This window comes from Mammaliicoccus sp. RAM2, assembly GCF_045897195.1.
Taxonomy (GTDB): domain Bacteria; phylum Bacillota; class Bacilli; order Staphylococcales; family Staphylococcaceae; genus Mammaliicoccus; species Mammaliicoccus sciuri.
In genome coordinates this window covers 175333-198006 of the sequence record NZ_JBJNWI010000004.1, presented here as the reverse complement: position 1 = coordinate 198006, position 22674 = coordinate 175333, and the positions used below count along the sequence as shown (strand labels likewise).

Here is a 22674-nt window from a genome sequence, read left to right as displayed (position 1 = left end):
ATATATTATGGACGGGACTACATTTAGGAGGAACAATTTTGAGTTTAATAAAAAAGAAAAATGATAAAATTCGTATCATACCACTCGGTGGTGTAGGAGAAATTGCAAAAAACATGTATATCGTTGAAGTGGACGAAGAAATGTTCATGTTAGACGCTGGTTTAATGTTTCCAGAAGACGAAATGTTAGGTGTAGACGTTGTTATACCAGACATACAATATGTTATTGAGAATAAAGATAAACTTAAAGGTATCTTTTTATCACACGGACATGAAGATTCTATCGGTGCTGTAAGTTATATACTTGAAAAGCTTGATGCACCAATATACGGATCAAGATTGACGATTGCATTAGTTAAAGATCACATGAAAGCAAGAAAAATCAATAAAAAAGTACGTTATTATACAGTAAATAAAGATTCAGTCATGAGATTTAAAAACGTTAACGTGACATTTTTTAATACAACGCATTCAATACCAGATAGTTTAGGTGTATGTATCCATACATCATATGGTTCAATCGTTTATACTGGAGAATTTAAATTCGACCAAAGTTTACAAGGTGCCTATGCACCAGATATCGCTAAGATGACTGAAATTGGTCAAAATGGTGTATTTGCTTTGATTAGTGATTCAACAGAAGCAGAAAAACCTGGTTACAACGTTCCAGAAAATGTAATCGAAAGTCACATGGTCGATGAATTTGCAAAAGCAAATGGGCGCATTATCGTTTCATGTTATGCATCTAACTTTATTCGTATTCAACAAGTGCTGAATGCGGCTAGTAAATTAAACCGTAAAGTTTCATTCTTAGGACGTTCTTTAGAAAGTTCTTTCAATGTTGCACGTAAATTAGGTTACTTTAATATTCCAGAAAATCTTTTAGTACCCGTGCATGACATTAGTAAATATCCTAAAAATGAATTAATTATTATTGCTACAGGTATGCAAGGTGAACCAATTGAAGCATTAGGTCAAATGGCTCAACAAAGACATCCTATTTTAAATATTTTAGAAGGCGATAATGTTTATATTTCTACAACAGCTTCTGCTAATATGGAAGTGATTATTGGTCAGACTTTAAATGAATTAGTTAAAGCTGGCGCACACATTATGCCTAATAACAAAAAAACACATGCATCTAGTCATGGTTGTATGGAAGAACTTAAAATGATGCTTAATTTAATGAAACCTGAATACTTTATTCCAGTACAAGGTGAATTTAAAATGCAAATCGCACATGCGAAATTAGCAGCTGAAACAGGCGTAGATCCTGAGAAAATTTTCTTACTAGAAAAAGGTGACGTTGTTAATTTTGATGGCGAAAAAATGATTGCTAATGAAAAAGTTACAGCTGGTAACGTATTAATTGATGGTATCGGTGTTGGAGACGTAGGTAATATTGTTTTGAGAGACAGACACTTATTAGCTGAAGATGGTATATTTATAGCTGTTGTAACTTTAGATCCTAAAAATAGAAAAATCGTTGGTGGACCTGAAATTCAATCACGTGGATTCGTTTATGTTAGAGAAAGTGAAGAGTTATTAAACGACGCTTCAGAAAAAGTCCGTGAAATTGTTGAAGAAGGTTTACTTCAAAAGAAAATTGAATGGTCTGAAATGAAACAAAATATGCGTGATAAACTCAGTAAGTATCTATATGAACAAACGAAACGTCGCCCGATGATTATTCCAATTATTTCAGAAATCTAATGAATTGTTTTATGGATGATTTTTAACAGTCAAGAGATGAGATTAAATTCTATATCAATACAATGAGTTTTTCCATCTCGGCAAAGATGAACAAATAATGTGTCATACACGCTATTTGTTCATTAACTGCCTACATACTATATGAGGCTGAGACATCTATTTATGTCCCAGCCTCTTTTTGCATTATAGATAAGGAGGCTATTTCAAAAATGGTACAAAAGAAGAAGCCAGCAACACGTAAAAGAAAAACAACACGTGGCAAGAAAAAGCAAAAAGATAATACATTAAAATATGTCATACAGATGATTGTGTTGTTTTTAATCGTGTTAGGTATTTTTCAATTAGGATTTATAGGTTTAATGATTGATAGCTTCTTTCATTTCTTATTTGGATTCTCAAAATATTTCACCTATATACTGATAGCGATTATTTCACTATTAATAACAGTGAACGGCAAATTAAAATTCACAAGAAGAGTAAACGGATTGCTCGTCTTTCAAGTAGCATTGCTATTCATTATGCAGTTAGTATTATATTTCAAAGATCCATCGTTTAATACGTTTAAGACAACCTTGAGTGAAACATATTCAAGTTTAGAACGAAATGCATTTTACTTTAACGGTGGTGGTTATATTGGTTATTATGCATTTAATGTCATAAGCAAGCTTATTTCCGTCTTTGGATATAGTTTATTAACGATACTCGTTTTACTATCTAGTGTTATTTTAATCATGAAGAAAAGACATCGTGATATTACTAAATCAGCATTTGATATGGCGCAAAGTAAAACTAAATCAAAAATGACAAATCTTGAACAAAAAAGAGAAGAAAAAGCGAAAGCTAAACAACTAGAAAAAGAAAAGCGTCAAAAAGAGCAGCCTAAAGACGTTTCACATTTAGAAGAAGTTGAACCAGTTCAAGAAATTTCTAAAATTGACAAACAACAAACTAATGAAGAAATTCCAATCTTTGAATCGCAAGAAAAGTTAGCATCCAAAAGAACACAACAACCTAAACAACCCGTTCAACAAGATCATGATAATCATGAATCTGAAATGAATGAATCAACTATAGATGAGACTGAGAATTTAAATTATAAATTACCACCGATTACAATTTTAAATGATCCACCTAAATCTCAATCAGTGTCTAAAAAGACAGTTCAAGAAAAAGGAAAACTACTTGAAGCTACATTAAGAAACTTTAATGTCGATGCGAAAGTGACTCAAATTAGGATTGGACCAGCTGTTACTCAATACGAAGTACAGCCAGCTCAAGGTGTGAAAGTAAACAAAATCGTTAATTTAAGTAATGATATTGCACTGAATTTAGCAGCAAAAGATATTAGAATTGAAGCGCCTATTCCAGGTAAGTCGGCAGTTGGAATTGAAGTGCCTAATGAACATATTTCAATGGTAACGCTGAAAGAAGTACTGAATGAGGCAAAACCAACATCAAATAAACTTGAAGTTGCATTAGGAAGAGATATTTCAGGTGAACCAATTACAGCAGAATTAAACAAATTACCTCACTTACTCGTAGCAGGTGCTACAGGGAGTGGTAAATCTGTTTGTATTAATGGTATTATCACAAGTATATTAATGAATGCTAAACCACATGAAGTAAAATTAATGCTTATTGACCCTAAGATGGTTGAATTAAATGTGTATAACGGAATACCACATTTGTTAACACCTGTTGTTACAAATCCTCAAAAGGCAAATCAAGCATTACAAAAAATTGTATCCGAAATGGAAAAAAGATATGACTTGTTCCAACACGTTGGTGCAAGAAATATTGAAGGATATAATCAATTTATTGAACGTACAAATCAAGAAATGGAAGAAAAACAAGCGCAATTACCGTATATTGTCGTCATTGTTGATGAACTTGCTGACTTAATGATGGTTGCTGGTAAAGATGTTGAATCATCCATTATGAGAATCGCACAACTTGCACGTGCAGCAGGTATACACTTAATTATTGCGACACAAAGACCATCCGTTGATGTTATAACAGGTAGTATTAAAGCTAATATACCTTCTAGAATTGCGTTTGCAGTAAGCTCTGCAACTGATTCTAGAACAATTTTAGATAGTGGTGGTGCTGAAAAATTACTAGGTAGAGGTGATATGCTATTCTTATCTAGAGACTCTTCAAAACCAACAAGAATACAAGGTGCATTTCTTTCTGATGGTGAAGTTGAATCAGTTGTTCAACATGTTGTTGGAGAACAAACAGCGAACTATGTTAAAGAGATGGAACCTGACGAACCGACAGAAGCAAATGAAATGGAAAGTGAAGATGCTTTATACAAAGAAGCATATTTATTTGTTGTAGAAGAACAAAAAGCAAGTGCGAGTTTATTACAAAGAAGATTTAGAATAGGTTATAATAGGGCATCTAGGTTAATGGATGATTTGGAAAGTAATGGTGTTATTGGTCCTCAATCAGGTAGTAAACCTAGACAAGTATTGGTTGATATTTATCAAGACGAATAGGGGGATATTATGTCTACAAATGCAAGTACAAATTTCGTTAAAAATTGGATATTAGATAAAATTCAAACAGCTGAACTTAAACCGGGAGATGCTATTCCGAATGAGTTTGAAATTAAAAAGTTGTTAAATATAAATTATGATGAAATCGAAAAAGCCATACATGAACTTGTCACGGAACAAATTTTATCTCAAAAAACAGGCGACGTAACAGTGGTGAAACCTACACAACCATATTATTATCCATTAGACGAATTAGTAAGTATTACAAAAATGATTGAAAAAAATGGTGAAGTTGCTGGAACAGAATTTATTAGTTTAGATGAAGAAGTTGCAACTTTAAAAGATATAGAAGTATTAAACTTAGAAAAAGATGCATCTATTTCGGTAATAGAAAGAGTACGTACAGCAAATGGTGAACCAGTCGTGTATTGTCTAGATAAAATTGCTACTGATTTATTTGCATGCAGTGACTATAGATCCAATTCATCTATTTTATCCGCAATTGAAAGTAAAGTAGAATTTAAAATTACACATGCTAATACATCTATAGAATCCATTAGTTATGAGCCGTATATTAGTGAAATATTGAACTCTGAGCCAGACGATGCAATGATGTTATTAACACAAGTTCATTATAACGAACATGGCACACCTGTACTTTATTCACTAAATTATTTTAAAAGCAGTCTTGTAAAGTTTCGAATTACAAGAAATAGGATATAATAAATATATTGAGAGAAACAAAGTAACAATTGTTGCTTTGTTTCTCTATATACATACATATAAGAGAGGTATCTATTATGATAACAACAGAACATATACAATTATCTTCAAATGACGTTTATGTGATACCAACTGAAAAATTTAAAACAACGACTATCGTTTTTAAATTTGTAGCACCTTTAAACAGTGAGACGATTACATCTAGGTCAATTTTAAGTAAATTAATTACACGTGTTACAAAACAATACCAAACTGATAAAGAAATGAATAATTTGCTTGCGGACTTATATGGTGCGCATTTATTTAGCTATGTCATTAAACAAGCTAATAATCATATCATGACAATTGGTATTGAAATCGTAAATGAAAAATATTTAAATAGTGAGTTTCCACTATTCGAACAAGCCGTTAAATTATTGCATGAAGTGATTTTTAATCCACTGATTGAAAATGGTAAATTTAATGAAAAATACACGAAGCAAGAAAAGTCTTTATTACATAAAAAATTAACTGCAATTGAAGACAACAAATCTCAACGTGCATTTATTCAATTTATGAATCATATGTTTGAAGATGAGCCATATAAATATTTAGCATCTGGTCGACTAGAAGACATTGATAACGTAACACCTGAATCTTTAGTCAATACATACCATGATTTGTTACACGAGAATGCGATATCTACATATATTATTGGAAATGTTGAATTAGATGAAGTTAAATCATTGTGTCATGAATATTTTAATTTTGATCATAATAGTCAATTAGAAATCGAAACGACATTATTAAAAGATATTAAAGAAGTAAAAGAAATAGTAGATTATACAAAGATTGATCAAGCAAAATTAAATATGGGATATAGGTTCCCAATAACATTCCATTCTAAAGAATATTATTCGTTCTTAGTGTTAAATATGTTGCTAGGTGGAGATGCTTCTTCAATTTTATTTAGTGAAGTACGTGAAAAACAAAGTTTAGCCTATTCAATACATTCTCAAATCGATGCAAGAAATGGATTCTTATATATAGTTGGTGGCATCTCTAAAGATAAAGTACATGTCGCTAAAGAAACAATTTTAAATATTTTTAAAGATATTCAACAAGGTGAAATTGAAACAGAGAGACTGACGTTAGCGAAGAAAGTCTTAATTTCACACGCACGAGAAATGTTTGATAAACAACGACAAATGATTGACTTATTGCATACACATGCGAGATATCAATCCGTTTATAACTATGATGATTGGATTAAAGAAATTGAATCTATCACAATTGAAGATATTAAAAAGACCGCACAACTTGGACAATTAGATACAATATATATACTGACTGAAGGTGATAACAATGCGTAATCAATATTATAAACAGATTGATGAAACTGTATTCGAAGATACTTTAGAAAATGGTTTAAAAGTAGTTGTCATTCCAAAAGCAGGGTTTTCAAAGACTTTTGTGACATACACAACACATTTCGGTTCTCTTGATCATACATTTAAGCCACATCGCAAAGATGATTTTGTGACTGTTCCGGACGGGGTAGCACATTTCTTAGAACATAAATTGTTCGAAAAAGAAGATGGCGATGTCTTTACAAGTTTTGCTGAAAATGATGCACAAGTTAATGCATTTACGACATTTGATAGAACAAGTTATTTATTTAGTGCGACTGGAAATGTGCACGATAATATTATTCGTTTATTAAAAATGATTGAAAGTCCGTATTTTACTGAGAAAACAGTAGAAAAAGAAAAAGGTATAATCGCTGAAGAAATTAAGATGTACCAAGAACAGCCTAATTATAAATTAATGTTCCAAACTTTAGGCGCACTCTATCATAATCATCCTGTACAAGTGGATATAGCAGGTTCTGTTGAAAGTATTTATGATATTACAGCTGAAGATTTATATTTATCATATGAAACGTTTTACCATCCAGCAAATATGGTGTTAATCATTGTTGGAGACGTCGATCCAGAAGAAACTATACAATTAGTACGCGAACATGAAGACAAAAGAAATATGCACGAAATGCCACCTATTACGAGAAAAGTAATAGACGAACCGACATCCGTCCATACACCATATGTCGAAACGAAAATGGACATTGTTCAAGAAAAAACAATGTTGGCATATAAGTTCAAGCCTAATACTATTTCTGATAAAGTACGCGTAAAAAATGATATGGAAATGATGATTGCTTTAGATTTAATGTTTGGTGAACAAACTGAATTTTATCAATCAAATTTAGAAAAAGAAGTGATTGATGATACGTTTGGTTATCAATTTGCTAACGAAATGACATATAGTTATTTGATTCTAGCTGTGACAACTGATTATCATAATGAATTTAAAGAATCGGTTAAAGCAGAACTTAAAAAATATATAGAAAATGCTTTTGTTTTAGAAGAGTTAGAGAGAGTGAAAAAACAAACTTTAGGCGAAATTGTATCAAGCTTAAATTCTCCAGAATATATTGCAAATCAATATACTAAATTCTATTTCGAAGGTGTAGAACTATTTGAACTTGTAAACATTTTAGAATCTATAACAGTAGAAAGTGTACAAGAAACATTGGCTTCATTAATAGACTTCGATCATGTTGTAGAAAGTCGTTTGGTGAAACAAAATGGCTAGAACATTTATTGTTGGTGGTAGTGGTGACATTGGATTATCAATTGTTGATGAATGTTTATCACTAGGGCATGAAGTGATACTACATTATAACCGATCTAATATTAATGAACTCAAACAAAGATATGGCGGACAACCTGTTACTTTTCTACAATTCGATTTAACAAACAAAGATAATTTACAATTCTTAACATCAATCGGACATATTGATCAATTAATATATGCAGCTGGGCAATCGTCATTTGGTGCGATTCAAGATTTTACAGATGATGAAATTGATGTTCAATATAACTTGAATGTATATGCGCTCATAAAAATTGTTCAATTATTTGTTGATGATATTAGAAAGAGTGAAAATGGCAGAATAATCGTTATATCATCTATTTGGGGAGAGACTGGTGCAAGTTACGAAACAATCTATTCAACAATGAAAGCTGCTCAACTTGGTCTTGTTAAATCTTTAGCAAAAGAACTTGCTTTAACATCTATTACAGTAAATGCTATATGTCCAGGTGTCGTTCATGGTAAAATGACAGATGAACTTGATGAAATTACACAAACACAATTAAAAGATGAAATACCACAAGGTCGGTTTGTTCAAACTAAAGAAGTTGCGGCAACGGTGGGATATTTATTAAATCCGTTATCTCAAAGTGTGACCGGTCAAGTCCTACGTGTAAACGGAGGATGGTATATTTAATATTGGGGTGGATATTATGGAAGAAGTCATTAAAAAAGAATGGTACTTAGAATACGATATACAAGTAAATAGAGCAGGTTTATTAGGGGATATCTCTAGTTTGCTTGGTATTTTAGGTATTAATATCATTACGATAAATGGTGTCGATCAAGGTCGAAGAGGGTTACTCATTAAGACAGATGATATGAATAAAGTTAAACGCTTTGAAAATATTGTTAAAGAAATTGATGATATTACCATTAAAAAGTTACGTACACCAGGCTTAAGAGATCGATTAGCGGTAAGACACGGTAGATATATTAAACGAGATGTTGATGACAAAAAGACCTTTAGATTCGAAAGAAAAGATTTAGGTTTATTAGTTGATTTTATGGCAGAACTTTTTAAAGAGAACCGTCATAAACTGATTGGTGTGAGAGGTATGCCAAGAGTAGGTAAAACAGAATCTGTTGTTGCCGCTAGTGTGTGTGCCCATAAAAAATGGTTGTTTATTAGTTCGACGCTTATTAAGCAAACAGTAAGAAGCTCTTTATTAAAAGGTGAATATAGTGATGAAAATGTTTATATTATTGATGGTGCTGTAACATCTAAGCAAACTGATGAAAAGCATAAACAACTCGTTAGAGAAGTTATGAGTTTACCAACAATTAAAGTAGTAGAACATCCTGATCTATTTGTACAACGCTCTGAATATAGCCTTGAAGATTTTGATTATATTATTGAACTAAGAGAAACAGAAGACCAAGAAATTACATATGAGCAATTAAATAAAAATGATTTATTTACAAATGACAATATGGCATTTGGAGATGGATTTGGATTTTTTGAATAAATTGTTTGAGGTGAATATATTTGAAATATATTGGAGAAACGTTAAGAAGTAAAAGAGAACAATTAGGGATGACTTTAGTTGAACTTGAAGAAAAAACAAAGATACAAAGACCATTTTTAATGATGATTGAAAAGAATGAATTTGAAAATCTACCAAATCCCGATTATACAAGAGGTTTCATAACGAAATATGCTTCTGCAATCAATATGAGTGCACCAGAATTAATTGATAAACATCAAAGTGAGTTGCCTAAAACAGCACCTTCTGCTAAAGAAGCTTTTAGACAGCTTACGCAAGAAAAAAGAAGTCAAACTGAAATATCAGAGAATAAAATGGTAGCTAAACTCATAACACAAATGATTACATTCTTTGGTGTATGCTTAATCGGTTGGATATTATTAATAATTATCATTTAATTATATATAGTATTGATTTATAATAGTATTATTATGCAGTTGTAAGAAAAGAAGGAGAACGAATATGAATATTCCTAATCAATTAACAGTATTACGTGTTATTTTAATACCTGTATTTGTTTTATTTTTACTTGTAGATTTTAATATGGGTGACATGCATTTCTTATTTGGACAAGAAATGAGAATAGAACAATTTATAGCTGGTATTATATTTATTTTAGCTTCTGTTACAGATTGGTTTGATGGCTATTTAGCGAGAAAATGGGAACTTGTTACAAACATGGGGAAATTTTTAGACCCTCTAGCTGATAAATTATTAGTAGCGAGTGCATTAATTGCATTAGTAGAACTTGATAAAGTATCATCAGTTATTGCTATTATCATCATTGCTAGAGAATTTGCTGTAACAGGACTAAGATTACTTCAAATTGAACAAGGCTTTGTAAGTGCAGCTGGTCAATTAGGTAAAATTAAAACGGCTGTAACGATGGTCGCAATTGTATTTATCCTATTACAAGAACCATTCTCTACTTTATGGCAAATTAATCTTGGGCAATGGCTCATGTATATTGCTACTTTCTTTACAATTCTATCTGGTATAGAGTATTTTTATCATGGTAGAGATGTATTTAAAGGATCAAAATAATAACAACATTTAACCTACAACATTTCGTTTGTAGGTTTTTCTGTAGGAGGCAAAAATATGAAAGTTAGTATTTTAAGCGTAGGTACTGAAATTTTATTAGGACAAATTGCTAACACAAATGCACAGTTTATATCAAAAGTACTCAATGAACTCGGTGCAAGTGTTATGAGACACGTTGCTGTAGGCGATAATCCTGGAAGGTTAGAACGTACTTTTAAAGAAGAATTAGCGCATCATGACGTTGTAATTTTAACAGGTGGTTTAGGACCAACGAAAGATGATTTAACAAAACAAACTGTTGGTAAAGTAGTAGGTAAATCACTAGAAACAAATAAACAAGCTATGGATCAGATTGAACAATATTTCAAAAATGAAAACCGTACGATGACGCCTAATAATAGACAACAAGCACTTGTTATTGAAGGTAGTGAAGTACTGAAGAATGACCTTGGTATGGCACCAGGCATGTATTTAGAAGTGGATGATAAAAAAGTCGTATTATTACCTGGTCCCCCGAAAGAACTTCAACCAATGGTCAATCAATATCTTGTACCATTTTTCTTAAATGAAGAACGTGTCATCTTTTCTGAGTCATTGAAATTTATGGGTATTGGTGAATCTAGTTTGGAAACAGAGCTGATTGATTTAATAGATAATCAATCCAATCCTACAATTGCACCACTTGCTGGTCAACATGAAGTATCACTCCGCATTACGGCTAATGCGAATACTAAACAACAAGCGATAGATTTAATCCAGCCTGTTAAAACAGAAATATTAAATAGAATAGGCGAATTTTATTATGGTAGCGATGATTTAACAGTTGAAGATGCTGTATTTAATGAATTAGATCAACCATTTGTTATATATGATGAAATTACAGATGGTGTATTAAATGCTCGACTTAAACTATCTAAAGATAGCGAACAATATTTAAAATCATATATTTTACAAAATTCATGGACAGACGAAATGTTGAATATTAGTCAAGATGAATCAGTTGAACAAATTGCTAACAAGTTAAAATCAACATTTAAAGTAGAAAGTGTTATTGTTTTAAAACAAGATCATAAAGAATCAACAGTATATATTTCACATATGCAAAAAAACGAAAAATTTATTTCGTCAATAAGTCAATCATATGCTGGAAGACGTGATAGAATAAGCAATATAGCACTTATAAAGTTTTTGAACCAATTAAGATAACTTGCGATAATTTATAAAATCGGTACTTATGTTCGCTTAATTTTAAAAAATGCGTACAAAAACACGAACAAATATTCGCTTTATACTTGCATTTTAGAACAAAAGCATTTATAGTAATAATAGCTAATTAAACAAGTAAATTCATTTTATATATATAGGAGGTTATCGCGTGAACGAACGTCAAAAAGCACTCGATACAGTAATTAAGAATATGGAAAAATCCTTTGGTAAAGGGGCAGTAATGAAGCTAGGGGATAATACAAGCAGAGAAGTATCAGCAGTTTCTAGTGGCTCAATCACACTTGATAAAGCATTAGGTGTTGGTGGTTACCCTAAAGGACGTATCATTGAAATATATGGTCCAGAAAGTTCTGGTAAAACAACAGTAGCTTTACACGCTATCGCTGAAGCGCAAAGACAAGGTGGCGTAGCTGCTTTTATTGATGCTGAGCACGCACTAGATCCTGTTTATGCTAAAAACTTAGGCGTAGATATTGATAACCTATATTTATCACAACCTGACCACGGTGAACAAGGTTTAGAGATTGCAGAAGCATTTGTTCGTAGTGGTGCAGTTGATATTGTTATTGTCGACTCAGTAGCTGCATTAACACCTAAAGCTGAAATTGAAGGTGAAATGGGAGATACACACGTTGGTTTACAAGCAAGATTAATGAGTCAAGCTTTACGTAAATTATCAGGTGCTATTTCTAAATCAAATACAACAGCTATCTTTATCAACCAAATTCGTGAAAAAGTTGGCGTTATGTTCGGTAATCCTGAAGTAACACCAGGTGGACGTGCGTTGAAGTTCTATAGTTCTGTTCGTTTAGAAGTACGTCGTGCTGAACAATTGAAACAAGGTCAAGAAGTAGTTGGTAACCGAACTAAAATTAAAGTTGTTAAAAACAAAGTTGCGCCTCCATTCAGAGTAGCAGAAGTTGATATTATGTACGGTGAAGGTATTTCACGTGAAGGTGAATTAATCGACTTAGCAGTTGAATTTGATATTGTAGATAAATCAGGTGCTTGGTATTCATATAACGGAGAACGTATGGGTCAAGGTAAAGAAAACGTTAAGACTTACTTAAAAGAAAATCCAGCTATTATTGAAGAAATTGATGGAATCTTAAGAGATCAATTAGGCTTTAACGGTAAGAAGAAAGAAGAAGCTAAAAAAGAAGATAAACCTAATGAACCTGAACAAGAAACTTTACTAGACTAAATAGTATTTTGTCATTAAATTAAACATTCTATAGATTACGTTTCATTGTGTAATCTATAGAATGTTTTTTTATAAAAATAGAATTAAAAATTAAAGTCCATGTCCTTGACACTTGTACAAATTTAAACGTACAATTGAGTTGTATGATTCCATAGTTTCATTTAATCATATTTTTGTATATATAAGACGTAGAACCTAGATAGAAGGAGGTGTTTATGTGGACTTATTAACCCTCTTACTCATTTTGCTAGGAGTTATTCTAGGTGTTGTTGTAGGATACTTTTTCGCACATAATAGCTTAACGAAAAAGCAAGATCAAGCTCGTCAGTCTGCTCACTATATTATAAGTGAAGCTAACAAAGAAGCTGAGAGTCTTAAGAAAGAAAAGTTGATTGAAGCAAAAGAAGAAAATCAACAAATTAGAGATCATCTTGATAGTGAAATTAGAGAGAGAAGAAGTGACCTACAAAAGCAAGAAGCAAGATTACTTCAAAAAGAAGAAAATTTAGAGCGCAAATCTGATCTTTTAGACAAAAAAGATGAAATTCTAGAAAACAAAGAAGCTAAAATTGAAGAGCGACAACAACAGGTAGATGCAAAAGAGAGTAATGTTCAAGAAATAATAATGAAACATGAACAAGAACTAGAACGCATCTCCGGACTCACACGTGAAGAAGCTCGTAAAGAGCAATTCTCACAAGTAGAAGAAGAACTGTCACATGATATTGCTGTACTTGTAAAAGAAAAAGAAAGAGAACTAAAAACAAATGTCGATAAAAAAGCTAAAGAACTGTTGTCTATTACTGTACAAAGGTTAGCAGCAGATCATACTTCAGAATCGACTGTATCCGTTGTGAATTTACCAAATGATGAGATGAAAGGGCGTATTATCGGTCGTGAAGGTCGTAATATTCGTACTTTAGAAACATTAACAGGTGTAGATTTAATTATAGACGATACACCAGAAGCGGTTATATTATCTGGATTTGATCCAATTCGAAGAGAAATCGCTAAGACAGCCTTAACTAATTTAGTATCTGATGGACGTATACATCCAGGTAGAATTGAAGATATGGTTGAAAAAGCGAGAAGAGAAGTGGATGACCTAATGAGAGAATCCGGTGAACAAGCGACATTTGAATTAGGTATTCATAACTTACACCCAGAATTGGTTAAAATTTTAGGACGTATGAAATATCGTACAAGTTATGGCCAAAGTGTACTGAAACACTCAGTAGAAGTTGCACAACTTTCAGGAATGTTAGCAGCTGAACTAGGTGAAGATGTTACTTTAGCAAAACGTGCAGGTTTATTACATGATATTGGTAAAGCTATTGATCACGAAGTTGAAGGTAGCCATGTTGAAATAGGGGTAGAACTTGCAAAGAAATATCATGAACATGATACAGTCATAAATGCAATACACTCACATCATGGGGATGTAGAACCAACATCAGTTATTTCTATACTGGTAGCAGCAGCAGATGCGTTAAGTGCTGCAAGACCTGGAGCTAGACGAGAAACTTTAGAAAATTATGTGAAACGTTTAGAAAGATTAGAAGAAATATCAGAAGGTTATCAAGGTGTTGAAAAAGCATTCGCAATACAAGCAGGTAGAGAAATTAGAGTAATTGTTTCTCCTGAAGATATTGACGACTTGAAAGCACATAGAATAGCTAGAGATATTAAAGATCAAATAGAAGGCGAATTACAATATCCAGGGCATATTAAGGTGACAGTTGTCCGGGAAATGAGAGCTACTGAATACGCTAAGTAGAATAGTTCTCAAATTTTAAAACCCTAACCGAAAGCGGTTAGGGTTTTTTATTGTTATCAAAATGACTTTTGTATTATAGCTATTGAACTAATTCTATGATTTTAGTTATTTTGAGTATATAATGAATATATCTAATGAACATATTCGGCATATATGTTAAATAGGAGTGAAGTTAATGAAGTATAAATCACTTAAAACGATTTTTCATATGTTTGGAACAGATGTTATGCAAGAAGAATATGATATGAGAATCAGACATTATTCAAGTTACTTATTAGATATAAACATTAGTCCCATGCAAGGTGAGAAACAATTACTCGATATACAATATCCATTATTTTATTCAATAAATAAAAGCCTGTTTAAGCAGTATGAAAGAATTCTATTAAATTCATCTAAAATCAAAAAATTATCTGCTAATCTTCCTAGAATAGCAACGCATGCATATATTAATAAGTTATTAATTAACGAATTACAAAGTACGAACGAAACTGAAAATATTAAAAGTACTAAAAAAGAAATAGCTGAAGCATTAAATAATACAAGTAAGAAAGATAAAAGGTTTACTGGATTAGTGACTCAGTATTTAATGATGAAATTTGGAGAACTTGATCTAAATTCTGTTGCGGATTTCAGAAAAATATACGATGAAATTATTTCTGATGAAATCAAAAAAGATGAACATCCGGACGGTAAGATGTTTAGAGCTAGTAGTATAGGCGTATTTGATCATTCTAAAAATATATGGGTTCATAGAAATGAATATAGTGAATCGAAAGTGATAGAATTATTAACAAAGCTTATAGATTATATAAAAAGTCATGAATCACCTGAACTTATTAAAACTTTGGCAAGTCATTATATTATTGAATATATACATCCATTTTATGATGGGAATGGGCGTATTGGTAGATATATAATAGCTAGAAAATTAAACGATTTATTAGACCCATATACAGCACTTTCATTTTCATATTCTGTAAATAATAACAAGTCTAAATATTATAAAGCTTTTGCTGATACTTCAAATTATTTCAATAAAGGTGAATTAACTAATTTTATTGATGATATGTTGAGTATTTTAATCGAAGGACAAGAAAATATAATCGACAATTTTGAAGAGAATATTAATATTATCAATAAAATACAACTAGCATTACACAACAAACATTATGATAAGTATGAATATAAAATATTATATATTTTGCTACAAGATAAAGTATTTGGCAGTAAATATTCAAGAATTACTTTGAAAGAACTACAAAAAGCTTCAGGTTATTCAAGAGGAAAGATTAATAATGTTATTTCTAGCCATGAAGAAAAATTAATAAAAATTAAAAGTAAACCTGTAATATATGAAATTAGTGATCAATTTATGTATAGTTTATTATCTGAGAATATAAGTAAGTAAAAAAAACCTTATGATTGATGTTTCAATTAGTCATAAGGGATTTTATTTATTTATGTTGCTCTACAATATGATTACTTGCATTTAAACCAACTTCAGGGACTTGTATTGCAGGTTGGTTATCGTGTTCATAAGTACCTGGTGTATGGTAAGCTTCTTCACTTGTTTCTATACTAACTTTAGAGTGGGGTGTTCTAATCCAAGTTTGTTGATTTGACCATGTAAATAAACCGAATAATTGTACGATAAAATCAGTTATCATAAACCATTGTAAAGATAGTACAATTTTGATTGGATTAATATTTCTAAGTTTTGCATAGACACTATACATTGGTAAAATGACGAAACTATAAATAATAAGTAATGCATTTAGCCCTGTAATATAGAACATATAATCATTCAATAAATGCAATGCGCCAAATATATTCAAAGCTGCTAAAGTTGATAGCAACAGGTGATGATGGGTTAATAATATAATATTACTGATTAGCACTATAAATATTAAGAATATATGAAATGCTTTACCCATACTCATTAAGAAAAATATTTTGTCTAAGTATTTAATGTTTAAAGTCATAATAAATCTCTTAGTTAAAGGTAAAATTTGTTTGAAAGCAACGTACCAATGACCTTTTATCCATCTATGTCTTTGTATCATACTCACTTTTGTTTCTTCTGGTTTTTCATCATAAATAGACGCATAATCATTCCATAATATACGTCCGCCATCATTGATAATCTCAATTTCCATTTCTAAATCTTCTGTAAGTGAATCAAATTTGAATCCGCCTTTATCAATTAGCCAATCTGTTTTCACAAAAAAACCTGTACCACCAATTGAATTAGGTAAGTTTAATTTATATTTTGCTAATTGCATAAACCGATTGTTTGTCCAAAATACAACTGAGTAGGCTAAACTCATAAATTTAGAGTAGTTTTTACTATCAAGATAAGTTTGAATAGCTGTTGGTCTACCTTTAGTAATAAATTGTGAATTGACTTCTTTTAAAATATTTTTACTAACAAAATTATCAGCATCTAAAACCATAATCATGTCATATTGACGTTTAACATTTTCAAAACCTAATTTTCTAAGTGCGTATTGAATACCTGCTGGTTTACCAACACCTTCTCGTTCAAATTCATTTTTAATAGTATCTACAACAAGTACATTTTCATTCAAAGCAATTTGTGTTGTAAGATCAGTAGAGTTATCACTAACGATGCATATATCATATAAATTTTTATCGTAATTAATTTGTTTAAGATTTCTAATCGTTTCCCGAATCACACTTTCTTCATTATGAGCAGCAACTAAAATTAAAAACTTTGTTCTATCTTGTTTAATGAGATAATCTCTTTTTATGTTTTTAAATCCAAAAAATGAAACAATCATATTATATGAATATACAATTGTGAAATAAAATGATAGAAGCATTAATCCTATAAATATAATAACTAATAAACCTTGCCCTCCCCAAAGCATTGGTATAATAGTTATCAAAGCTAAAAAGCATAACCAAAATACATAATTTAATTTTTTCATAATTTGTCTCCTTAAAATAATAACTTTAGTAGTATACATTTGGAGATATGAACTGAGCAAGATAAATAAATTAATAAATTGTGGTTTATTGAATATATGAACACATTAAAATTTTATGAATATTATAAAGTCACTTAATGATGAATAAATAAACATGTATTTATTGTTAATACAAGAGGGTGAGTTTGAAAAATGAATTTATATTCGTTGTGTCTAAAATGTGACAAATTTAAAAAGTAAACTTTTAGAAGTAGGTATTAATTCTTAAGTCATAAAGTTAAAATTGTATGTATGTTAATATAATGATTAAGTTGAAATTAAAATTTGTACAAATCAAAACAATGGGGAAGATATGTAATGAATATAAAAAAGGTTTTTAATGAAGTTTGTTTAATAGAAAAAAATACAAATGATTTTTTAAAAATTAAAATGTTTGATAGCAAGGAATTTTTCTATATCACTTCAAAATATTTAGATTTGCGTGAACATGCCATTAAGAAGACTAATTTTGAAGATAATATTTTAATGATATTAGAAATCGATCAAAAGGCTTTGTATGTTCATATTAAGAATGGCATGATTTATATTTCACCTTATTTAAATGGTAACACGGAAAAAAGTTTAGATATTAGCATTGAATCATATTATGACAAATTCAAAATTCAAAAGACAAAATATGCTTATGAAGTATTAGATGAGAATAATAATAAATATGAATTAAATGAATCAATTTTTTTAAAGGGGTATTCAAAAATCGATTCATTAGAAAGAATTCGTTCTAATGACCCTTATATTTATTTAAAGATTAGATATCATCACATAGTGAGTTTATTAGAATATACGATTGCTAGAAAGGAATTTGCGATAAAAACGTCATATGTTCAGATGATAGATTTGGAAGGGCGCTCAGGTTTTAATTTGATATCTAACAACACCTTTGAACTTTCTAATTTATCAAATGAAGTCATAAAGATAAGCGAACTTATTAAAGAAAAACATTTAAAAATAAAATCAAAAACTGCTTTGCAAAATTTTAATCCTGTTATTGTTAAATTAAATAATAGACTATTTACTATTTCGTACAATCGTCCAGATTTAATAAATATAGAACAAGATCTTGTTGAACAACCGACTTTCAATGTTTCACATATTAATTCGAGTAATACAAGGCATGGAATTAAATTTAGAGGACATATAGATTATAAGTATCATTTTAATATTCTTTTTAATAACGTAGTGACAAGTGACGGACTTATCTTAGCCAAAATTCAATGGGAAGATAACGGGGATTTTGAATTTGAAGTTTCCAAATATAAACTAAAGGAATTAAAAGAAGTTCATAATAATTTATACTTTGCTTATAACGAAATCATGATACATCCGCTTATTGTAGATAAACCAGATGATTTAAAGAATACAGTATTATGTACAAAAAATCATAAAAAAACATCATATATTTCGAGAATAAGTGCAGTTGATAAAGCAGTTATTACGGCAATACCTAAATTACCTATTTATAATCAATTCAATCAATTTAAAATTCGCTTATCGAAAATGATTGCTGATTCTGTTTTGAAATTTAAAAAGAAAAATGTAAATTTGTATTTTGAAAAAGATGCCTCAAGTGCTTCTGAATCAGGATTTGTGACATTTGAAGCTATTAAAAAATTAGAGCATTTAAACTCAGTGAATAAATTTGTTATCGATAAGAAATCTAGTAGTTATGAAATTTTACGAAAGAAATATAAACATGATCTTTTAAAACGTTTCTCATTCAAACATTATTATTATGTGTTTATGGCTGATCATTTTATTTCAAGTGAACTTAGCAATCATGTTATAGCAACCAAAACTTTTGATAATTTACTTTCTAATAAAATAAAAAAGACACCATTGTACTTTTTACAACATGGTATTATGTTTGCCAAACCTGTAGAAAATCCACAAGGTAGGAGTTTTTATAAAGAAAATCAAAATAATAATTTAGTAAAGAGTGTTATTAGTTCTGAACTAGAAGCTTTAGAATTTTATAAAATGGGATATGATAAAGAGGATCTTATGAAAACAGGATTGCCTAAATTAGATCATGCATATCTTAATAAAAATGCAAACAAAATAGCATTTATGCCAACTTGGAGATATTGGGAAGAAATGTATGTTGTAAATAATGAGATAGAAAAAACTTCATACTATCAGTCAATTATTGAAGTAATCGATGCATTTGAAAAAGCAGGTTTACTCGATAGATTATTGATCGTACCTCATAATAAATTTGCCCAGTACTTTAAAGAAAACTTTAAAAAGTACGCTCATATTATTGATACTAATCCAACAGAAGCATTAAAAAATTCTATTATTTTTATTACAGATTATTCGTCGATTATATATGATGCTATTTATAGAGGTGCATATCCAATATTTTATTGGAAAGAAAAAGATTACTTAATCAAAAATTATAAAGCAACGCCACCCCTAAATGAATCAAATGCACCAGGACCAATTGCATACGATGAAGCGGAATTAATTGACGTGATAAACAAAGCAATTGATGGAAATTATATTCTAAATGAAGAACATAATCATAATTATGAAGAAATTAACGAATTTAAAGATAATCAAAATACTAAAAGAGTTATTGAAAAGTTGATTGAAGATAAAGTTTTATAAAATTAAACATTGGTTATTAAAAACATCGCATGTCATTCGTTAATGATTGACATGCGATGTTTTGTGATATTATATATTAATTTTTATAACCACATTTTTGTTAAAGTGTCTGCAAATCCTTCTGGTTTTTGAACATAACCTAAGTGTCCACCAGGTATGTCGACGATTTTTATACCTGTTTGTTCTTCTATATAGAAGTTTACGTCTTGTGGGAATGAACCTACTGAATCTGTACCGTTTAATAATGTGACAATATCTTTATGTTTTGATAAATCTTCTAATGTAATATCAGAATGTGTATATTGTCTGATTTCATAATTTGCCCAGAAAATCATACGTTCGTATTGTGCTTTTTGTGCTTCGTCGTCTTCTGAAACTGGTTTAGACATGTCTTTAGCGTCAATTGCTGAGATGTTTAATGTTTCTCCAAATGTTTGCATGCCTTTTTGTAATCCTTCAGATGCAATTTGCTCTACGATTTGATCATTTTTTTCTTTCCAATATTGACTATCTGGAAGGAAAGTATTGATTGGTGGTTCATGGAATGCAATTTGTTTAACAATTTCTGGATAATCTTTTAATACGTGCATTGTAACGATTGAACCAGAACTTGAACCTAAAATATATACTGGCTCATCACTTAAATGTTTCGCAAGTTCTGCGACGTCTTGTGCGTCTCGTTTAACACGATAGTCATCGTCTGGACTTTGTGCACGTTCTGGAAGTGGCTCTGTTAATTCACTTTGTCCATAATCTCTTCTATCAACAGCTACAACTGTAAATCGATCTTTTAATTGTTCAGCTAAAGGTAAGAATATATCGCCAGTACCATTAGCACCTGGGACAAGTATTAAGACAGGTCCTTCTCCAACTTTATAGTAATTTAAATTTGCGCCTTGTAATTTTAATTTATTCATTATATTTCCTCCATTTTTAAAGTTTTAATAATTTTTGTGCATTTTTAAAACTAATCTTTTCTTTTTCTTCAGTTGTTAAATCTAATTCATCTAAGAATGTACCTAATTCTTCAGGTTGTATATAAGGATAATCTGCAGAATATAATATATGATCAACACCAACAGCATTTTTAACCATTTCAAATTGAGGTTTAGTTAACATACCGCTTGGTGTAATAAAGAAATTATTTTTGAAGTAGTGACTTGGTTTATGTTTTAAGTTTGGTGCATGAATTGTTTCATCCATTCTTTCATAGAAGAATGGTGTGAATTCTCCCCAGTGTCCGATAATCATTTTTAAGTTTGGATATTTGTCCATAATACCACTTAAAATAATACGCATTGCATGGACACCGACATCAACATGCCAACCATAACCAAAACAAGCAAATGATCCAGCAGTAGCGTCTGAATATTGATCACTTTGATAATAAGCTTGATATGCTTCGTCACTTATTGGTGCTGGATGTAAATAAATAGGTACATCTAAAGCTTCTGCAGTTTCAAAGATAGTATGGAATTCAGGACTATCTAAGAACTTACCATTTGGACGACCAAAGATGAGCGCACCTTTAAAGTTGAGTTCATTCACACATCTTTTAAATTCTTCAGCAGCAGCTTGTGGCTCGTTAATAGGTAATGTAGCAAATCCTAGAAAACGATCAGGATATTGATCAATATATTTTTTTAAAGTGTCATTTGTATAACGACATAATTCGATTGCTTTATCACCAGAAAGTAAGGAAGGTGAACCATTACCATAAGACAACACTTGCATTTGAACATTTTGTTCATCCATAAATTTAATGCGTTGTTCATGTTGATTAATTTCATCTTCATTCGTAAAGCCAGTTTGGTGTTCAAGTGCTTCTAACATTGCTTTTAATGGCACACCGTTTTTTGATGGTTGAATAATTTGACTCATTTGTTCTTGAACTTCTTTTAATACAAAATGTTCTTCGAAATTAATACTTTTCATTGTTAGAACTCCTTTTAAAATTGATTGAAATATAATTTGTTTATCTTACCAAGGCATTGTTCCATTAGAATCTATAAATGTACCTGTAGGACCGTTTTGATCAATTGTTGCAAGTTCAATGATTGCTTTAGCGCCTTCAGAAACAGGTTTTGATTGGTTACTTGCATCTCCAACTAAATCTGTATTTGTTGAACCTGGGTCTGCTGCATTTATTTGAATATGTGGTAATCCTTTTGCATATTGTACCGTTAACATTGTGACGGCAGATTTTGAAGAACAATAAGCAAGTGAGTTAACTTTGGATTCCATCGTTTCTTTATTAGTAACCATTCCAAATGAGCCTAAACCGCTGCTAACATTGACAATAACAGGTTGTTCAGATTTCTCTAATAATGGAATGAATTGATTTGTCACACGTACGATACCAAATACATTTGTTTGATATACTTTTTCCATATCTTTAGGTTTAATATCTCTAACTTTAGTAAAACCACCTGAGATACCAGCATTATTAATGAGAATATCTAAATGTCCTTCTTGATCAAGAATTGTTTCTGCAGCAGATTTAACTGATTGATCGTCTGTTACATCTAATTGAACGTAATCAACACCAATATCCTCTGCTGCTTTTTTACCACGTGATTCATCGCGAGAACCGATATATACTTTATAACCTTGATTTTTCAAAACACGCGCTGTTTCAAATCCTAACCCTTTGTTTCCACCTGTAATAAGTACATTTCTCATTG

18 protein-coding genes are annotated in these 22674 nt (G+C 30.6%); 14 read left to right on the top strand and 4 right to left on the bottom strand.

Annotated features, from left to right (window positions below; genetic code table 11):
• The first annotated feature begins 38 nt into the window (after window positions 1-38).
• The 13 genes from rnjB (at window position 39) to ACJTHF_RS07670 (ending at window position 15780) form a co-directional block, all read left to right on the top strand.
• On the top strand, window positions 39-1712 hold the full coding sequence (rnjB, locus tag ACJTHF_RS07730) for a ribonuclease J2 (protein WP_107603048.1): 1674 nt from the start codon (window positions 39-41) through the stop codon (window positions 1710-1712).
• 209 nt (window positions 1713-1921) lie between these two features.
• Complete coding sequence (locus ACJTHF_RS07725; protein ID WP_107603047.1) at window positions 1922-4213, top strand: DNA translocase FtsK; 2292 nt, start codon at window positions 1922-1924, stop codon at window positions 4211-4213.
• A gap of 9 nt (window positions 4214-4222) precedes the next feature.
• Window positions 4223-4936: a GntR family transcriptional regulator gene (locus ACJTHF_RS07720; RefSeq protein ID WP_058591402.1), complete on the top strand. Its 714-nt coding sequence runs from the start codon at window positions 4223-4225 to the stop codon at window positions 4934-4936.
• Window positions 4937-5013: 77 nt separating this feature from the next.
• Window positions 5014-6288 (top strand): EF-P 5-aminopentanol modification-associated protein YfmF, encoded by a 1275-nt coding sequence (gene yfmF / locus ACJTHF_RS07715; protein ID WP_058591403.1) that lies wholly within the window; start codon window positions 5014-5016, stop codon window positions 6286-6288.
• On the top strand, window positions 6281-7570 hold the full coding sequence (gene yfmH, locus ACJTHF_RS07710; protein WP_107603046.1) for an EF-P 5-aminopentanol modification-associated protein YfmH: 1290 nt from the start codon (window positions 6281-6283) through the stop codon (window positions 7568-7570). Before yfmF ends, yfmH begins: the two co-directional genes overlap by 8 nt.
• Window positions 7563-8267 (top strand): elongation factor P 5-aminopentanone reductase, encoded by a 705-nt coding sequence (ymfI, locus tag ACJTHF_RS07705; protein ID WP_058591405.1) that lies wholly within the window; start codon window positions 7563-7565, stop codon window positions 8265-8267. The genes yfmH and ymfI overlap by 8 nt, the downstream gene beginning before the upstream one ends.
• Before the next feature lie 16 nt (window positions 8268-8283).
• Window positions 8284-9099, top strand: a complete 816-nt coding sequence (locus tag ACJTHF_RS07700) for a YmfK family protein (RefSeq protein WP_025905363.1) — start codon at window positions 8284-8286, stop codon at window positions 9097-9099.
• A 20-nt stretch (window positions 9100-9119) separates the two neighbouring features.
• Complete coding sequence (locus ACJTHF_RS07695; protein ID WP_048542627.1) at window positions 9120-9515, top strand: helix-turn-helix domain-containing protein; 396 nt, start codon at window positions 9120-9122, stop codon at window positions 9513-9515.
• 64 nt (window positions 9516-9579) lie between these two features.
• Entirely contained in the window at window positions 9580-10161 is a 582-nt protein-coding gene (gene pgsA / locus ACJTHF_RS07690) for a CDP-diacylglycerol--glycerol-3-phosphate 3-phosphatidyltransferase (RefSeq protein WP_037587820.1), read from the top strand.
• Between the two features lie 57 nt (window positions 10162-10218).
• A complete protein-coding gene (locus ACJTHF_RS07685) occupies window positions 10219-11367 on the top strand; it encodes a CinA family nicotinamide mononucleotide deamidase-related protein (RefSeq protein ID WP_232157184.1) in 1149 nt (382 codons plus the stop codon).
• Between the two features lie 211 nt (window positions 11368-11578).
• Window positions 11579-12592, top strand: coding sequence for a recombinase RecA (recA, locus tag ACJTHF_RS07680; RefSeq protein WP_048542786.1), 1014 nt, complete (start codon window positions 11579-11581; stop codon window positions 12590-12592).
• A 217-nt stretch (window positions 12593-12809) separates the two neighbouring features.
• The gene (gene rny, locus ACJTHF_RS07675) at window positions 12810-14369 is read left to right on the top strand and encodes a ribonuclease Y (protein WP_048542634.1); all 1560 of its coding nucleotides are present in this window, start codon (window positions 12810-12812) and stop codon (window positions 14367-14369) included.
• A 175-nt stretch (window positions 14370-14544) separates the two neighbouring features.
• On the top strand, window positions 14545-15780 hold the full coding sequence (locus tag ACJTHF_RS07670) for a Fic family protein (RefSeq protein ID WP_119469331.1): 1236 nt from the start codon (window positions 14545-14547) through the stop codon (window positions 15778-15780).
• Window positions 15781-15826: 46 nt separating this feature from the next.
• Here the strand turns inward: ACJTHF_RS07670 and ACJTHF_RS07665 are convergent, their stop codons facing one another.
• Window positions 15827-17323 (bottom strand): glycosyltransferase family 2 protein, encoded by a 1497-nt coding sequence (locus ACJTHF_RS07665; protein WP_142397482.1) that lies wholly within the window; start codon window positions 17321-17323, stop codon window positions 15827-15829.
• A gap of 357 nt (window positions 17324-17680) precedes the next feature.
• Here ACJTHF_RS07665 and ACJTHF_RS07660 point away from each other — a divergent pair, with 357 nt between their 5' ends.
• On the top strand, window positions 17681-19990 hold the full coding sequence (locus ACJTHF_RS07660) for a CDP-glycerol glycerophosphotransferase family protein (protein WP_232157182.1): 2310 nt from the start codon (window positions 17681-17683) through the stop codon (window positions 19988-19990).
• An 83-nt stretch (window positions 19991-20073) separates the two neighbouring features.
• Here the strand turns inward: ACJTHF_RS07660 and ACJTHF_RS07655 are convergent, their stop codons facing one another.
• From ACJTHF_RS07655 to ACJTHF_RS07645, 3 genes are read right to left on the bottom strand one after another with little or no spacing between them, the layout of a single operon-like run.
• Entirely contained in the window at window positions 20074-20907 is an 834-nt protein-coding gene (locus ACJTHF_RS07655) for an alpha/beta fold hydrolase (RefSeq protein WP_058591410.1), read from the bottom strand.
• A 16-nt stretch (window positions 20908-20923) separates the two neighbouring features.
• Window positions 20924-21925, bottom strand: a complete 1002-nt coding sequence (locus tag ACJTHF_RS07650) for an amidohydrolase family protein (RefSeq protein ID WP_084754712.1) — start codon at window positions 21923-21925, stop codon at window positions 20924-20926.
• 45 nt (window positions 21926-21970) lie between these two features.
• Entirely contained in the window at window positions 21971-22672 is a 702-nt protein-coding gene (locus ACJTHF_RS07645; RefSeq protein ID WP_058591412.1) for an SDR family NAD(P)-dependent oxidoreductase, read from the bottom strand.
• Window positions 22673-22674 lie beyond the last annotated feature (2 nt).

Excerpts from the sequence above, each read along its gene's own strand:
- ACJTHF_RS07725 (WP_107603047.1), top strand. The coding sequence starts at position 1,922 with ATGGTACAAAAGAAGAAGCCAGCAACACGTAAAAGAAAAACAACACGT.
- ACJTHF_RS07720 (WP_058591402.1), top strand. The coding sequence starts at position 4,223 with ATGTCTACAAATGCAAGTACAAATTTCGTTAAAAATTGGATATTAGAT.
- yfmF (WP_058591403.1), top strand. The coding sequence starts at position 5,014 with ATGATAACAACAGAACATATACAATTATCTTCAAATGACGTTTATGTG.
- yfmH (WP_107603046.1), top strand. The coding sequence starts at position 6,281 with ATGCGTAATCAATATTATAAACAGATTGATGAAACTGTATTCGAAGAT.
- ymfI (WP_058591405.1), top strand. The coding sequence starts at position 7,563 with ATGGCTAGAACATTTATTGTTGGTGGTAGTGGTGACATTGGATTATCA.
- ACJTHF_RS07700 (WP_025905363.1), top strand. The coding sequence starts at position 8,284 with ATGGAAGAAGTCATTAAAAAAGAATGGTACTTAGAATACGATATACAA.
- pgsA (WP_037587820.1), top strand. The coding sequence starts at position 9,580 with ATGAATATTCCTAATCAATTAACAGTATTACGTGTTATTTTAATACCT.
- ACJTHF_RS07685 (WP_232157184.1), top strand. The coding sequence starts at position 10,219 with ATGAAAGTTAGTATTTTAAGCGTAGGTACTGAAATTTTATTAGGACAA.
- recA (WP_048542786.1), top strand. The coding sequence starts at position 11,579 with ATGGAAAAATCCTTTGGTAAAGGGGCAGTAATGAAGCTAGGGGATAAT.
- ACJTHF_RS07670 (WP_119469331.1), top strand. The coding sequence starts at position 14,545 with ATGAAGTATAAATCACTTAAAACGATTTTTCATATGTTTGGAACAGAT.
- ACJTHF_RS07665 (WP_142397482.1), bottom strand. The coding sequence starts at position 17,323 with ATGAAAAAATTAAATTATGTATTTTGGTTATGCTTTTTAGCTTTGATA.
- ACJTHF_RS07660 (WP_232157182.1), top strand. The coding sequence starts at position 17,681 with ATGAATATAAAAAAGGTTTTTAATGAAGTTTGTTTAATAGAAAAAAAT.
- ACJTHF_RS07655 (WP_058591410.1), bottom strand. The coding sequence starts at position 20,907 with ATGAATAAATTAAAATTACAAGGCGCAAATTTAAATTACTATAAAGTT.
- ACJTHF_RS07650 (WP_084754712.1), bottom strand. The coding sequence starts at position 21,925 with ATGAAAAGTATTAATTTCGAAGAACATTTTGTATTAAAAGAAGTTCAA.
- ACJTHF_RS07645 (WP_058591412.1), bottom strand. The coding sequence starts at position 22,672 with ATGAGAAATGTACTTATTACAGGTGGAAACAAAGGGTTAGGATTTGAA.